Here is a 14,546-nt window from a genome sequence, read left to right as displayed (position 1 = left end):
TTAAAATTAATAGAAAAGGCGCATTGAGCGCCTTTTCTATTTTAACCAGTTTAACGATCATCAAACTCATTATGTTGAGGGGCATTGTATTTAAAGCCTTTGGTTTTATAACCAAGGTATAAAATACCGAACATTGCCCACCATAAGCCATATTTCAATGCCGTGTCTTCAATTTCAAGCCACATGGCAAAAACGCTGAGAAAGCCCAAGAGTGGAATAATCACAAAGCTCACAATGTCCTTGAAGTTCTTGGTTCGGCCATCACGTAAGGCATAACGTGAAATTACGGACAGGTTCACGAAAGTAAACGCAATCAGGGCACCAAAACTGATCATGGAAATCACTACATCCAGACTCATAAAACCTGCACTTAATGCCACCAATCCAACAATCAGAATGTTATAAGATGGGGTAAAGGTTTTCGGGCTGATATGGCCAAAGATTTTCTTGTTGATGACCCCATCACGACCCATCACATACATTAAGCGTGATACACCTGCATGGGCAGAAATCCCTGATGCCATGACCGTCACAATCGCAAAGGCAAGCACATAGGACTGGAATAATGAACCACCCACCAGTAACAGGATGTCAGGCTGGGTTGCGGCGACGTCCTCAAAATAAGTTTTAGGATCATTCGGGAAGTAGATTTGCATAAAGTAGGTACTGATAATAAACACAATACCTGCAAATAATGCAGTCAGGAAAATCGCTTTAGGCAGCGTCTTTTCAGTATCCTTGGTTTCTTCCGCCAGTGAGCTGAGCGAGTCAAAACCCGTAAACGAGAAGCACAGCAGGGTTGCACCTGTAATCAATGCGCCTACAGAAGTCAGGTCGTTCCAGAATGGCTCCAGGCTCCAGAGTTGGTAACGTGTTTCTGCAGTAATTGGACCTTCGGCGTTATATCCCATCTGTAGTTTGCTATAGACCAGATAGGTGAATACAGCAATCACGATAAGCTGGACGAGGACAATCAGGCTGTTAAAGTTCGCCACAAAACGTGCGCCACGTAAGTTGATGCCAGTCATAAAGGCGGTCAGAACAATCACCCAGACCCAGTGGTTTACATTCGGGAATAATGCGTCAAGATAGATGCCTGCCAGAATGATATTGACCATTGGTGACAGCAAATAATCCAGCCAAGATGACCAGCCCACCATAAAGCCCACGTTGGGATGGATGGATTTTTGTGCATAGGTATAAGCCGACCCTGATGATGGGTAACGACGAATCATGTGACCATAACTGATCGACGTGAATAAAATTGCAATTAGGGCAACAATATAGGAGGTCGGAACATGATGATGACTTTCTTTCGATACCAGTCCGAAAGTGTCAAACAAAGTCATGGGCTGAATGTAGGCTAAGCCAATAATGATAATGTGCCAGAGACCTAGCGTTTTTTGCAGCTTAGCTACCGATGGAGTCCCAGAGATATTTGTCAACGGCGTTATCCTCATAATCGTTGATCAAGGATCAGCTATGGTTTAAGGATCGTTTGAGACGAAAACGATCCCCCCTATAGAAAAAAGAAGTTCGCCAATCTATCGTAAATTGATAAACATTGTCAGTACTTTTACGCTTTTTTTAGCAATTTTTTTGCCAGTTGTGCAGAGAAACAGATGAATAAAAATTCATTGAAATGAAAAAAGCCCCGATCATTGGTTTAGATCAGGGCCTATTAATGATAATTATTTATCTAAATAAATGAATTACCAGGCTTTTTGTAGAATTGCACGTAGTTCCTGCAAATTGGCCTCTTTAGGATTGTAAATAATAGAACCATCATTTAACGCTTTCTCGGCCACTTCATCCAGCTGTGCTTCAGTTACCTTACCTGTTTCACGCAGGGTACGTGGTAGCTTGGTGAGGCTGAATAGGCGGTCACGCATGGTTAAAATAGTTGCAATCGCTTTATCTGCACGCTGGCTGGCAGGTGTTTGTGCATAAATGTCTGCACCTGCAAGTGGCAGTAATAATTCACCAATCTTGTCGCCATTGATCTCTTTATTATATTCAAGCACATATGGCAGGAATAGGTTCATGCATAAACCGTGGGGCAGGTGAGCCACCGCACCCAAGGCATGGCCAAGTGAGTGAACCAGACCAACCATTGAGTTGGAGAATGCAATACCTGCCATGGTCGAAGCCTGTGCCAACTCTAAACGGCCTTGGGCATCACTTGGGTTGTCCAGTACCTTGAACAGGTTTTCACTGATCTTCTTGATACCAGCACTTGCATATGCATCACTTAATGGATTCGCTGCTAAACAGGTGTATGCCTCAACACAGTGCGTGAGTGCATCCATTCCAGTCATTGCGGTTAAGTGTGGTGGCAAAGTCTGGGTCATGCGTGGATCAAGAATCGCTGCATGGGGCATAAGATAATATGATGCAAATGCGAGTTTTACATTACGTTGAGTATCAGATACCACGGCGACCATCGTTGCTTCTGAGCCTGTACCAGACGTGGTTGGAATTACGAAGAATGGCTTTAATGGTTTTGGAAGATTATGAGCACCAGAGTATTGAAGCAGGTCATTGCCACCTTCAGACACAAGGATGTTGGTTGCCTTGGAGGTGTCAATCACTGAACCGCCGCCAATCGCAATAATCGCATCACAGTTTTGCTTACGGTAAAGTTCCGCTGCCTGGCGTACCACTTCCAGGCTTGAATCTGGTGGAACGTCATCAAAGATTGCACCAATCACGGCATCAGTGGTGCTGAATGCCGCCTCGATTGGGCCAAGTAAACCGTTGGCGCGTACACCTTTATCGGTAATGATCATTGGGCGTTTTGCGCCCAGAGTTGCAAGCTCAAACGGAATATGCTCTAACGCAGCGTTACCAGCAATTACCTTTACAGGACAGAAAAATTCGTAATAAGGCTTAGCCATGTTATGCGCTCCGTTTAAAGTATGATTTTGCGACTTTGAGATAGATATTTTTTGCGCCAGTGAATTTTTCTTTTAATGTTAATTCAACTGGATAACGCTTGACTGCAAGGTTGGCGATCAGCTTAGGCAGGATCAACGCTTCCATCTTGTTCAGGCAACGCACAAGACGGATTGCACTGGATACATCACCATCGGCAATCATGCGGTCATTGGCAAATGCTTGGGCAGTACTCTCCTGAAACGAGAAAACCAGAAATGCATGGGTAAGATGCTTGAACGTGATGGTTAAGTCAGGCTTGCCTTTGTAGTTAGAGAGAAGCTCTAACTGTTTTTCTTCTGTTACTCGGGCAACAAATGCAGGTCCATTTGGAAAAACATTCATTGAAAGTATAAAGCCAACAGGAAACTTGGAAACTTCCTGTTGTACTTCATCGTCCACTTGGCTTGCCATTACTAAACCACGACCAACAACATCCATCATGAGTTTTACGTAGGCAAATTGCAAAGTGGGCTTCACTGCTTTGGTTGAAATCACTTGCGTATCCCTTATTAAAATTATGCAAAAGCAAATTTAGAGTAATTACTCTAATTTATTTCTCTAAAATTGAAAAGTAGTTTATTCAGATTTGACTTCAGGGTCATGAAAGAAATTGGTATTTTTTAAATAGCAAACAAAATCATGACAGAGCTGCTCGAAGCTTGGATAATCTTCGAGCAGGTCCTGCAAGCGTACCATTTCTAAACCTGCGTATCCACAAGGATTAATGGTTTGAAAACCAGTCAGGTCACAGTCAATGTTCAATGCCAAACCATGATAGCTACGACCACGGCGAATTTTAAAACCGAGAGAGCCAATCTTGCGCCCTTCAACGTATACTCCAGGTGCATCAGGTTTTGCATAGGCCCGAATATTGTATTGTTGAAGCAGGTCAATCATGGCCTTTTCAGCAAAGCTGACCAGAGTGCGTACATGCCATTTCAGGCGGTTTAAATCAAGCAGGAAGTAGGCGACCAGTTGTCCCTGTCCATGCCACGTCACTTGACCACCACGATCTGTATGCACAACAGGAAGTTGAGTATGCATGAGAATATGTTCTGGTTTACCTGCTTGTCCTTGAGTTAGAACATCTTGATGTTGGAGTAGCCAAAGCTCATCAGGTGTTGTTTCATCACGATGAGTTGTAAAATCTTTCATCGCTTCAAATCGTGTCGTGTAATCTTGTAGATCCTGAAAACATCGAATGATTAAGGATGGTTTATCAAGGTTCGTCACAATAAACTTCCTTTGATTGAATAAATACTTTTTTGCGGAAAATCTGCTCTAACTGATCGTTTGTCGTTTCATGTGGATTTGCGCAATTCGACCATTCACGAATGAGTTGAATCTGGGCATATTGAACTGCATTTTTGCTTTTTAATTTAATATCAAAATCTTGGCTGCGTTTCATGAGAAATTGTGGATCATTACCTAATTTTAACTCTAATTGATTTTCACGTTGCAGAGAAAGTTTGGCATTGTTAATCAGTGATAGCTTATCTTGTGCATTTAAAGCCTTGGCTTGGTTTAAGCATTGTGGTGCGAAAGTCGAAGTGAGTAACTTCGTAGGCTGTGTAAATGCGAGAGCTGTCAAATAATTATGTTGGTATTCCTGATCTAGATTTTGAATAAGATCATTTTTGAGTTGCTGAAATTCTTTAATAAGCAAGGGGTGTAGATTATTTAATGCTTTCTTCTGTACTTTGTATTCTTCTTGAATTGCAATTAAATTGATCTTAGCAATGTCATCTGGGTGGAAGGCATAAGATTTACTATTTAATTGTGTCGAATGACGTGATTGCATCATTTTAATCGTGTCATTTAATTGTTTAACTGTGAATTTATTGGTGTCATAAACTCCTTTATATTCACACAGCTCATTTTGCCAAGAAAAAGTTGCTGTTTTCGCATCACTGATAGATGAGATAAATACCGTAAATAATGATAGTAAAATTCGTTGCGTTTTCATCAGCTATTTCGCAATCATAAATCGAAAAAGAAAGAATAATATAGAAGTGTTATGAATGGTTTAACTGATCAGAAGTTTTATTTGCACACATAAAAAATCCAAAACACTTTCGCATTTTGGATTCCTTGATTATAGCGTTGTCTTAATTAATGGACAGGCAGCAAGATCAGCATATAGTGCATGAACTTGTTCTAATTCCTCAAAGCGCAGCTGCGCAGTTAAAGAATGGTATTTTCCTGTACGTGAAGGTTGTACTTTTACTGTAGCACCATCGAATTCAGGAAAGTGCTTTTGTAAAATATCTACAACAGCCACTCGAAGTTCATCCCCAGCATTACCAATCAATTTGATTGGATAGTCCATCGGGAAAACCCAAAGATGTTCTTGCAATTCGCGAGATGGAGTGCGGTCTACCATGAGTAACCTCTTAATTTGAAACGCCTGCATCAGTGCAGGCGCTTATGTTCTAACTAGGTAAATGGAGGCGAAGTGTTTAACTTCAAGCCCTGCACCAAAGCATTGTTGCGCTCTTGATACAGGATGTCCCTAAGCATCAGTCATTTTCAAGGAATGAACGTAGGTGCTCTGAACGAGATGGATGACGTAGTTTACGCAGAGCTTTCGCCTCAATCTGACGAATACGCTCACGCGTCACGTCAAACTGCTTGCCCACTTCCTCTAAGGTATGGTCGGTTGGCATATCAATACCAAAACGCATTTTCAACACTTTCGCTTCACGTTCAGTCAGGTTCTCAAGCACTTCACGGGTCGCTTCCTTTAAGCCTTCTGAGGTCGCGGCATCCACTGGAGAAGTGATGTTTGAGTCCTCAATAAAGTCACCAAGATGCGAATCTTCATCATCACCGATCGGTGTTTCCATCGAAATCGGTTCTTTTGCGATTTTAAGTACTTTACGAACTTTAACTTCGTCCATTTCCAGACGTTCACCTAATTCTTCAGGAGTCGGTTCGCGACCCATTTCTTGAAGTAGTTGGCGAGACACACGGTTGATCTTGTTAATCGTTTCAATCATGTGAACAGGAATACGAATAGTACGTGCCTGATCCGCAATCGAACGGGTAATTGCCTGACGGATCCACCAAGTTGCATAAGTCGAGAATTTATAACCACGACGATATTCAAACTTGTCTACGGCTTTCATCAGACCGATGTTACCTTCTTGAATCAAGTCAAGGAACTGTAAGCCACGGTTGGTATATTTCTTCGCAATCGAAATTACTAAACGTAAGTTTGCTTCAACCATTTCTTTCTTGGCACGGCGTGCTTTTGCTTCACCTACAGCCATACGTTTAGAAATATCTTTAATATCTTTCACGTTTAAGCCAAGTTCTTTTTCGATATCAGCAATCTTTTGTTGGAATGCCAATACATCAGGACGAACTTTTTCTAAATGTGTTTTGATTTCCGCAGGGGCTTTTGCAATTTGCTCATCTAACCAAGCTGGATTTGATTCTTGCTCAGGGAAGGTCGTGCGGAAAGTTGTACGATCCATACGACCACGACGAACTGCATAGCGCATGATTTCACGCTCATTGGCACGAATTTGATCATGTGTACCACGAATCATTTCAGAAATGATATCAAATAAACGTGGTGTAAATTTGAACATCATAAATACAGCAGCTAATGCTTCAAGAGCAGCTTCTGCTTCTTTGCTATTACGACCATGCTTTTCGATAATGGCTTTGGTATCGTTCCAAGCTGTTTCTAATTCGGTGAAACGTATTTTTGCAACCTCAGGGTCTGGACCTGAATCACCTTCAGAGTCATCATCACTTTCAGATTCTTCTTCATCGTCATCATCAAGTTTAACTTCTTTGGTTGTTGAAGTTGGGCTTTTTTCTTCCTCGATTTCAGCTTCATCTTCAAGAACTTCAGGAATCTCTTCGTCTGTTTCTGGGTCTAAATAACCAGAGAGAATATCGGCAAGACGACGCTCACCAGTTAGAAAGTCATTATATTCTTGTAAAACCACTTCGACGGCATTTGGCCAGTAAGCAATCGAATGTAAAACATCACGAATACCTTCTTCGATACGTTTCGCAATGCTAATCTCGCCTTCACGGGTTAGAAGTTCAACCGTACCCATTTCACGCATGTACATACGTACTGGATCTGTAGTACGACCTGGCTCACTTTCAACCGATGCTAATACGGCAGCAGCTTCTTCTTCAGCAACTTCATCCGCTGCTTCAGTCGATTCACCAAACATAGTGTCATCAGTTTCTGGTGCGCGTTCATGCACTGGAATACCGACGTCTTGGAGCATTTGAATAATATCTTCAATCTGCTCACTTTCTGTAATCGAGTCTGGTAGATGATCGTTAACCTCAGCGTAAGTTAAGTAACCTTGTTCTTTGCCTCGGCTAATCAGAGCCGCTACTTGCGAAGTAGGGGAATGCATATCGCTCATCTTTGCTTACTCTTTTGTTGAATCTGTGGCGGTGAAAAACCGTGCATGATAGCACAATTCACGAGGAATGTTTTGGATTTGATCCGTTTGCTTTAAATAAAAAATAGTATTGATTTCACGTGTGTTTCTTGAATATGGGGGTGTGTCATAATTTTTCAAGCAGTCCATCCTTTTTGCGGAACTTTTTTGATTGGTATTGTCCTGGGATTATAATTACACAAAAAAACCGCCGAAAAAAAGTACAAATCACCGATTTATAGCAAAAAAATAAAATAAAACTTGACAAGGTGGTTTGAGACAGATAAATAGCGGCTAGACCCATTTATATTTTTCGTATAAGAGGTACTTCGTGTCTTCTACAGATTTTGAATTAGATGATGATAACTACGGCGATGATGTTGGTTTTGATGAATCATCAGGAAAAATCAGTGCCAAGGAATCATTGGAAAAACGCCGTTTGATTGATGATCTGTTGGCTCAGCGTCGTTTAGAACGAGAATTAAAAGATTTTGACTACGATTTCGACGATGATGACCTCGATGACGAAGACTAGGCAAAATTGCTGAGACTTTGTGTCTGAAAATGTTATGCTGTCGAAAATGTAACTTTAGAGCTGGATAAAAAATGAGTACCCTGGATTTAGAGTTGTTAAGTAATTATCTTGACGGTGACCAAAACGAATATGGTTTAGATTTTGCGGCGACTCATGGCTTTTTGTGCGCTATTGCCGTTGGCCCAAAGTTTGATCGTTGGCTGGATGAGCTGTTCGAGAGCAATCAAAAGAAAGTTCCGAGTGAGATCATCGAACAGATTAAAGCCTGGCTGGAATCCATCCGTCAGGATTTGGCCAATGAAAATGGAATTGAGTTTCCATTTGAAATTGAAGAGGCTGATGTGGATTCAAGTTTAGGTGACTGGAGCGTCGGTTTCGTTGATGCCATGTTCCTGAACGAAGATGCCTGGTTTACGCCAGAATATGAAGAACAACTGGTTGATTTGACTTTGCCGATCATGGTGTTTAGTGGCATTGATGAGGAAGATCCGCAAATGGAGTCTTTCCGTCGCAATGGTCAGTTGATGGATGAACTGGCTGAGGAAATTCCAGATAATCTTAATGAGATTTATCTCATGTACCATACACCAGCTTGAGGATAGGTTTGAGGCCGCAATGATAGCGGCTCATATATACGCCAGGTTAAGTATTTAAACGTCCTTATGGACGTTTTTTATTTTGGGATAGGGTTATTTCTTTAGCAGCCAAATTTTTTCCTGGGCATTCACTTTTCCTTTGAGCAGTTCAGTTTGGCTATCGAGTGGCTGTATGTTGTATTCACTGGAATAGTAGTCTTGAAGCTGTTGGGTGGAAATGGAAAAAGGCGGACCAGCCATCATGGATTGATCATACTCAAAGCTAATCAGTAATTGCGATGCTTCACCACCAATCTGAATGAGATGCTGGACATATTGGCTTCGCATTTCTTCTGGCAGGGCGACCAAGGCTGCCCGATCATAAATCGCATCAATCTTTCCTGTCTGTTCAACCGTCAATTCAAAAAAATCACCGACAAATAGGTCAATTTGTGGATGGTGAAAATGACTAAGATTTCCAGTCCGAGTTTCGGTAAAGGAAAGTCTAAGTGTTGAGATTAAGTCCTGAATGGCAATTGGACTCAGGTCAATTGCCACTACATGATAGCCCTCACCTAAAAGCCAATGTATGTCTAAACTTTTACCGCAGAGTGGGATAAAAATACGGCTATTTGGAGAGAGATTTAAGGAACCCGTATATTTAACCAGTAGTGGGTGAGGCTGGTTGAGATGAAAGCCAATCTCATTTTTTTGCCATTTTTGATGCCAAAACTCATGCTGCATGGTTTTTCCTTAACTTAGATGAATAATAAAGGATAAGTCTTTGTCTTTTTTATGTTTTCTGCCCAAATTTTTTAGCCATTTTCCAAATGATGTAAAGTATGACAATTGCCAAAATAATATAGCTAGCCCGTTGCATAATTAAAGACATTAGGGCCTGATCTTCACTGAGGTGATAGCCTAAAAATGCCAGGAATGTTGTCCAGATGATGGTTCCGAATGCGCTGTAAGCCATAAACTTGCCAAAAGGCATCTTGCTCATTCCAGCGGGGATACTAATCAGCGAGCGTACTGCTGGAATCATACGGCCAAAGAAAACGATTTTATGCCCATGCTGGTTGAACCAGCCCAAGGCCTTTTCAAGGTCGGTAACCTTGATTCTAAGGAATTTGCCGTAATGCTCTATAAAACTGAATAAACGCTGTTCAGGAATTTTACGGCCAATCCAATAAAGGATCATCGCCGCGATCAGTGAACCTGCGCTTCCAGCAATGATAACGCCAATTAAGCTCAAATCCCCCTTGGAGGCGGTATAACCCGCAGAGGGCATAATAATTTCAGAGGGAATAGGAGGAAAAATGTTATCTAGGAACATCAAAAAAGCGATGCCTAAATATCCAAGCTTTTCCATGACTGCCAAGACCCATTCTTCAAGTCCCATAATACCCATATATAGTTCATTTGATTATTGTTTTTAGCATAGGATGGTTAATCATGAAGCTCAATGGTCTAATCGTTACATCATTTTTATTGTTATCATAAAAAAGCCATAGTAGAACTATGGCTTTCAGTTTTTTTAATTTTTATAGGCGTTTACGTTTTGCTGCTGCAATTTGCGATTGACGCATACGGAAACCCTCTTTCTGTTTCTCTGTGGTTTTATCAATACAGAAAACACAGGAAACACCATGCTCATAGTTTGGCAATTCCGCTTCTTCTTTGGTTAAAGGCCAGCCGCATGCATGACACTTGATGTTCTCGCCTTCCTCAACCCCGTGTGTCACGGCAGTACGGCCATCAAATACAAAACATTCACCTTCCCAAAGGCTTTCCTCGGCAGGTGTTTCTTCCAGATATTTAAGGATACCGCCCTTTAGGTGGTAAACCTCACTAAAGCCTTCCTGTAACAACAGGGAAGTGGATTTTTCACAGCGGATACCCCCTGTACAGAACATGGCGATTTTCTTGTCTTTGTGCTGTTCAAGGTTTTGTTTTACATATTCAGGAAATTCACGGAATGTTTCTGTTTTAGGATCAATTGCGCCCTTGAATGTACCTGCCTTATATTCGTAGTCGTTGCGAGTATCCACCAGAATCACGTCATCGCGGCTAATCAGCTCGTTCCATTCCTTTGGATCAAGATAATGACCAACCAGGTCACGTGGCTTAACCTCCACACCCAGGGTAACGATTTCATTCTTCAGCTTAATCTTCATCTTGCGGAATGGTTTTTCAGAGCTGGTAGACTCCTTATATTCCATTGCGCTAAAGCCTTCGTTCAATAGGAATTGGTGAACCGTGTCAATTGCTGCACGGTCGCCAGCAACAGTACCATTAATTCCTTCAGAAGCGACAATCAGAGTTCCACATAAATTGATGCCATTCACTAAGTCCAGAAGACGTTTTTGCAGATCGGCCGCATCCGCAACTTCTTTAAATTGATATAGTGCCGCAACAACCCAATTATTGGTCGCTTGCTGTTCTACAGGTGCAAGCTGTTCTACAGTAGCGTTCATGGATAACTCCAAATGTATTAAGATAGGAAAAACAAGGCGCATATTTTAGCGTGAAATTTGAAAATAAGCGAGAAAACCATAAAATTAATATGGTTTTAGAGGAATAAGTTTTGAGTAATGATTGTCGAATCCCATCACTGACCCCATGCGCAGGGCGTTGTTCAACGGTATTTGGTGATCTGGTGTGTCGTGGATGCCGCCGTTTTAATCATGAGGTGATCCAGTGGAACACCTATACGCCTGAACAGCGGTTGGTGGTCTGGAAGCGTTTGGATGCACAACTGGACCAGATTCTGGTGCCATTGTTGCCCAATGCCAGTCTCCAGCATGTCGAGGGCTTTATCCATGCTAAGCACATTCGTATTCTGGAAAGCGCAAGTGCTGGACGTAAGCTGTATCATGCTTTAAAAATCTGTGAGAAAAATAAGCATTTGGCACAGGAAAGTGGACTTGGAATTTCCCACACACAGGTAAAGCTGATCTGGGATGAGTTTGAACGACGTGTGTTGGCTTTAGCCAAGGCAAGCTATGAACTGGCCTGGCTGCGTGCCGATGGGATCAGTACAAACTTGTTGCGTGCCCTGGAAGAGGATGAGCTTTAGAAAGCAATAAAAAAAGCTGCCATTTGGCAGCTTTTTCACATTAATTTCTTAAAAATTAACGTTTGATGTCACGTTGTTTTTCACCTGTATAAAGCTGGCGAGGACGGCCAATTTTATATGGGGAAGCGTGCATTTCTAACCAGTGGCTGATCCAGCCAACAGTACGACCTAATGCAAAAATAACTGTAAACATATCAACAGGGATACCAATCGCTTTTAAGATGATGCCTGAGTAGAAATCTACGTTTGGATAAAGTTTACGTTCAATGAAGTATGGGTCGCTAAGCGCAATGCGCTCAAGTTCCATTGCAAGCGCAAGTTGTGGATCATTGATACCCAATGCACCAAGCACTTCATCACAGGTTTCTTTCATCACTTTGGCACGTGGGTCAAAGTTTTTGTAAACACGGTGACCAAAGCCCATAAGCTTCGCTTCTTTGCGTTTTACTTTTTCCATAAATTCAGCAACGTTTTCAACGCTACCGATTTCAGCCAGCATTTTCAGTACAGCTTCGTTTGCACCACCATGTGATGGTCCCCAAAGTGCAGAAATACCTGAAGAGATACATGCATATGGGTTTGCACCAGTAGAACCAGCAAGACGAACAGTAGATGTAGACGCATTTTGTTCGTGGTCAGCATGAAGCGTGAAGATACGGTCCATTGCTTTAGACAAAATCGGATTAACCTTATAGTCACGATCCGCAGGCGTAGCAAACATCATATGCAGGAAGTTTTCTGCATAGTTTAGGTCGTTACGTGGGTAAATGAATGGCTGTCCGATCGTGTATTTGTAGCTCCACGCTGCAAGCGTAGGAATTTTCGCGATAAGACGAATTGCAGTGATTTCACGGTGGTTGATATCTTCGATATCCAAGCCATTGTGATAGAACGCAGACAACGCACCAACAACACCAACCATTATAGCCATTGGGTGAGCGTCACGACGGAAACCATTGAAGAAACGGCTTACCTGATCGTGAACCATGGTGTGGTTGCGTACTTTAGCGTCAAATTCTGCCTTTTGTTCAGCATTTGGAAGCTCGCCATTTAATAGTAAATAGCAAGTTTCGAGGTAGTCTGCTTGAGTCGCTAATTGATCAATTGGATAACCACGGTGCAATAACACACCTTTGTCACCATCAATGAATGTGATCTTAGATTCGCAAGCAGCTGTCGCCATAAAACCAGGATCGAAAGTAAAATGACCAGATGCCAATACATCTTTAACGTCAATTACATCTGGGCCCAATGTGCCGCTGTAAATTGGTAATTCAATTTCTTTGCCATCAAGCTGTAATACGGCTTTTTTGCCAGTTGCTGCAGACATTCAATAGATCTCCTGTCCTGGTGAATGATTATCTGACTCGAAATCCTAATCTTGTCATGTGCGAATCAGACGGTGTCAAAATTTGCTATAAGATTAGTGGCTACTAAAATTTTGTCAATTATACTTAGGGATAAAAAATGACATTTCTACAGTCAACTTAGTCATTCAGTATCAAAGAAAAAATTGAGTAAATTCACAGCATCGGTCGAGTATAATATGTCAAATCATGTTTCAGGTGCATAAAAAAAATGAAGCACCAGTACAATTGTAAGTAAATTTTTACTCTGGTGATATTTTGATGCCTGTAAAATTAAGGGCTTAGCTCAGCAAAAACCTATATATCTCATGGTCTCGCGTTAAATAATAGTTCAAAAAACAGTTTAAAGGCTGACATATAACGGGATAATTGGTTCATTATGGTGCGATTGATTGATTAAAAATAAATCGATGTATTTATATGGATTAGGCCTGAATAATAGATTAGTGGTTAATTGTATTTAAGATATAAATGAGGGGTATTATTTATGACTATGCTTAAAACCGACTCATTTAATGGGGTTTTACTGAGAAAAACATATTTTTTTTGAAATAAATAATGGTGATTTTTTCCAGCTTGAAACTATTCATAAAAAAAAGTTTTATATTTTTGTTTTTATAAAACAAATGGATAGAATAATTTCGCCAGAAATTTAATTTATCTGGGAAATATTGTTTGTGTGAATGATTCTTATTTATTATTTTTTTCGACTAAAGCGAAAGCTGATTGTTTGTATTTTGATATTTCACGTTTTATAATTCGGTGTCGTTATAGGTTAGGCATGAGCTGTGCTTGCCTAACAATGCCAGCTTTCCTTTGAATTAATTCAAACAAACTCCAGTTGGAGTTTCTACTTACAGGATGCCCGCTGTGAAAAGCAACAGACCTGTCAATTTGTCCATGGGTCAAGTTTTAGCTGTAAACTTAAAATCACCCGTGGCTATTGCATCAATTCTGCACCGTTTATCAGGTGTGATCGTTTTCTTATTGGTCGCAGTTCTTTTATGGATTTTGGATAAATCTTTATCTTCACCAGAAGGATTTGACTACGTTAAAAATGTCGTTTTCGGAAATATCATTGTACGTTTCATCGTATGGGTATTTGTAGCTGGATTAATTTTCCACTTTATCGCAGGAATCAAGCACTTGCTTGCCGACCTTGGTTTTGCTGAAGAATTACAGAGCGGTCGCATCGCAGCTACAATCGCATTGATCTTGTCTGCGGTTGGTATTATCGCAGCCTTTGTATGGATTATGTTCTGATGAAAAGTGCTACAGGTTTAACAGGTTCAGGTTCTCGCGATTGGTATATCCAGCGTGTGAGTGCGGTTGTATTGGCTGCCTATACTGTTGTTCTGTTTGGCTGGATTCTCTGCAACAGCGGATTTGGCTATGAACAGTGGGCTGGCTTTATGTTGACTCTGCCAATGAAGATTTTTTCTTTGTTGGCGGTATTATCGCTGGTTGCACATGCTTGGATTGGTATGTGGCAAGTCTTTACTGATTATGTAACGACTCGTCAGATGGGACCATCAGCTTCAGGTTTGCGCCTTGTATTGACTTCTGCTGTCATTATTTCAGTGTTCGTGTACGCAATCTGGGGTATCCAGATTTTCTGGGCAAATTGATAGGAAC

The 14,546-nt window shown here is 41.3% G+C and carries 16 protein-coding genes; 5 read left to right on the top strand and 11 right to left on the bottom strand.

Annotated elements, in window-relative coordinates:
- Window positions 1–50: 50 nt before the first annotated feature.
- The 7 genes from F988_RS05115 to rpoD form a co-directional block, all read right to left on the bottom strand.
- On the bottom strand, window positions 51–1,460 hold the full coding sequence (locus F988_RS05115) for an APC family permease (RefSeq protein ID WP_004764017.1): 1,410 nt from the start codon (window positions 1,458–1,460) through the stop codon (window positions 51–53).
- 252 nt (window positions 1,461–1,712) lie between these two features.
- Window positions 1,713–2,897 (bottom strand): iron-containing alcohol dehydrogenase, encoded by a 1,185-nt coding sequence (locus tag F988_RS05110; protein WP_004681523.1) that lies wholly within the window; start codon window positions 2,895–2,897, stop codon window positions 1,713–1,715.
- A gap of 1 nt (window position 2,898) precedes the next feature.
- Window positions 2,899–3,432: a hypothetical protein gene (locus F988_RS05105; RefSeq protein WP_004681522.1), complete on the bottom strand. Its 534-nt coding sequence runs from the start codon at window positions 3,430–3,432 to the stop codon at window positions 2,899–2,901.
- 81 nt (window positions 3,433–3,513) lie between these two features.
- Window positions 3,514–4,170, bottom strand: a complete 657-nt coding sequence (lipB, locus tag F988_RS05100) for a lipoyl(octanoyl) transferase LipB (protein WP_004681521.1) — start codon at window positions 4,168–4,170, stop codon at window positions 3,514–3,516.
- Entirely contained in the window at window positions 4,157–4,903 is a 747-nt protein-coding gene (locus tag F988_RS05095) for a hypothetical protein (RefSeq protein ID WP_004681520.1), read from the bottom strand. Before F988_RS05095 ends, lipB begins: the two co-directional genes overlap by 14 nt.
- 129 nt (window positions 4,904–5,032) lie before the next feature.
- Window positions 5,033–5,320, bottom strand: coding sequence for a YbeD family protein (locus tag F988_RS05090; protein ID WP_004681518.1), 288 nt, complete (start codon window positions 5,318–5,320; stop codon window positions 5,033–5,035).
- A 136-nt stretch (window positions 5,321–5,456) separates the two neighbouring features.
- Window positions 5,457–7,337 (bottom strand): RNA polymerase sigma factor RpoD, encoded by a 1,881-nt coding sequence (rpoD, locus tag F988_RS05085; protein WP_004681517.1) that lies wholly within the window; start codon window positions 7,335–7,337, stop codon window positions 5,457–5,459.
- A 349-nt stretch (window positions 7,338–7,686) separates the two neighbouring features.
- Between rpoD and F988_RS05080 the strand changes: the two genes are divergently transcribed.
- Both F988_RS05080 and F988_RS05075 read left to right on the top strand, forming a co-directional pair.
- Complete coding sequence (locus F988_RS05080) at window positions 7,687–7,890, top strand: PA3496 family putative envelope integrity protein (protein ID WP_004681516.1); 204 nt, start codon at window positions 7,687–7,689, stop codon at window positions 7,888–7,890.
- 71 nt (window positions 7,891–7,961) lie between these two features.
- On the top strand, window positions 7,962–8,486 hold the full coding sequence (locus F988_RS05075) for a YecA/YgfB family protein (RefSeq protein ID WP_004681514.1): 525 nt from the start codon (window positions 7,962–7,964) through the stop codon (window positions 8,484–8,486).
- 93 nt (window positions 8,487–8,579) lie between these two features.
- Here F988_RS05075 and tmpT read toward each other — a convergent pair whose 3' ends face one another.
- From tmpT to trhO, 3 genes are all read right to left on the bottom strand, one after another.
- Window positions 8,580–9,209 (bottom strand): thiopurine S-methyltransferase, encoded by a 630-nt coding sequence (gene tmpT / locus F988_RS05070; RefSeq protein ID WP_004681513.1) that lies wholly within the window; start codon window positions 9,207–9,209, stop codon window positions 8,580–8,582.
- A 49-nt stretch (window positions 9,210–9,258) separates the two neighbouring features.
- Window positions 9,259–9,867 (bottom strand): DedA family protein, encoded by a 609-nt coding sequence (locus tag F988_RS05065; RefSeq protein ID WP_026040019.1) that lies wholly within the window; start codon window positions 9,865–9,867, stop codon window positions 9,259–9,261.
- A gap of 142 nt (window positions 9,868–10,009) precedes the next feature.
- Window positions 10,010–10,942, bottom strand: a complete 933-nt coding sequence (trhO, locus tag F988_RS05060; RefSeq protein WP_004681509.1) for an oxygen-dependent tRNA uridine(34) hydroxylase TrhO — start codon at window positions 10,940–10,942, stop codon at window positions 10,010–10,012.
- A 110-nt stretch (window positions 10,943–11,052) separates the two neighbouring features.
- Between trhO and F988_RS05055 the strand changes: the two genes are divergently transcribed.
- Window positions 11,053–11,544 (top strand): DUF1289 domain-containing protein, encoded by a 492-nt coding sequence (locus F988_RS05055; RefSeq protein ID WP_004674940.1) that lies wholly within the window; start codon window positions 11,053–11,055, stop codon window positions 11,542–11,544.
- Between the two features lie 55 nt (window positions 11,545–11,599).
- On the opposite strand, the gene gltA is transcribed toward F988_RS05055, so the two are convergent.
- Window positions 11,600–12,874: a citrate synthase gene (gltA, locus tag F988_RS05050; RefSeq protein WP_004674939.1), complete on the bottom strand. Its 1,275-nt coding sequence runs from the start codon at window positions 12,872–12,874 to the stop codon at window positions 11,600–11,602.
- A gap of 898 nt (window positions 12,875–13,772) precedes the next feature.
- Between gltA and sdhC the strand changes: the two genes are divergently transcribed.
- Window positions 13,773–14,174: a succinate dehydrogenase, cytochrome b556 subunit gene (gene sdhC / locus F988_RS05045; RefSeq protein ID WP_004681507.1), complete on the top strand. Its 402-nt coding sequence runs from the start codon at window positions 13,773–13,775 to the stop codon at window positions 14,172–14,174.
- Entirely contained in the window at window positions 14,174–14,539 is a 366-nt protein-coding gene (gene sdhD / locus F988_RS05040) for a succinate dehydrogenase, hydrophobic membrane anchor protein (RefSeq protein ID WP_004652198.1), read from the top strand. The genes sdhC and sdhD overlap by 1 nt, the downstream gene beginning before the upstream one ends.
- Window positions 14,540–14,546: the final 7 nt, after the last annotated feature.

The sequence above is a fragment of the Acinetobacter parvus DSM 16617 = CIP 108168 genome, assembly GCF_000368025.1.
GTDB lineage: Bacteria > Pseudomonadota > Gammaproteobacteria > Pseudomonadales > Moraxellaceae > Acinetobacter > Acinetobacter parvus.
Note: the sequence above shows the minus strand (reverse complement) of the source record. Positions and strands in the feature narration are given on the sequence as shown.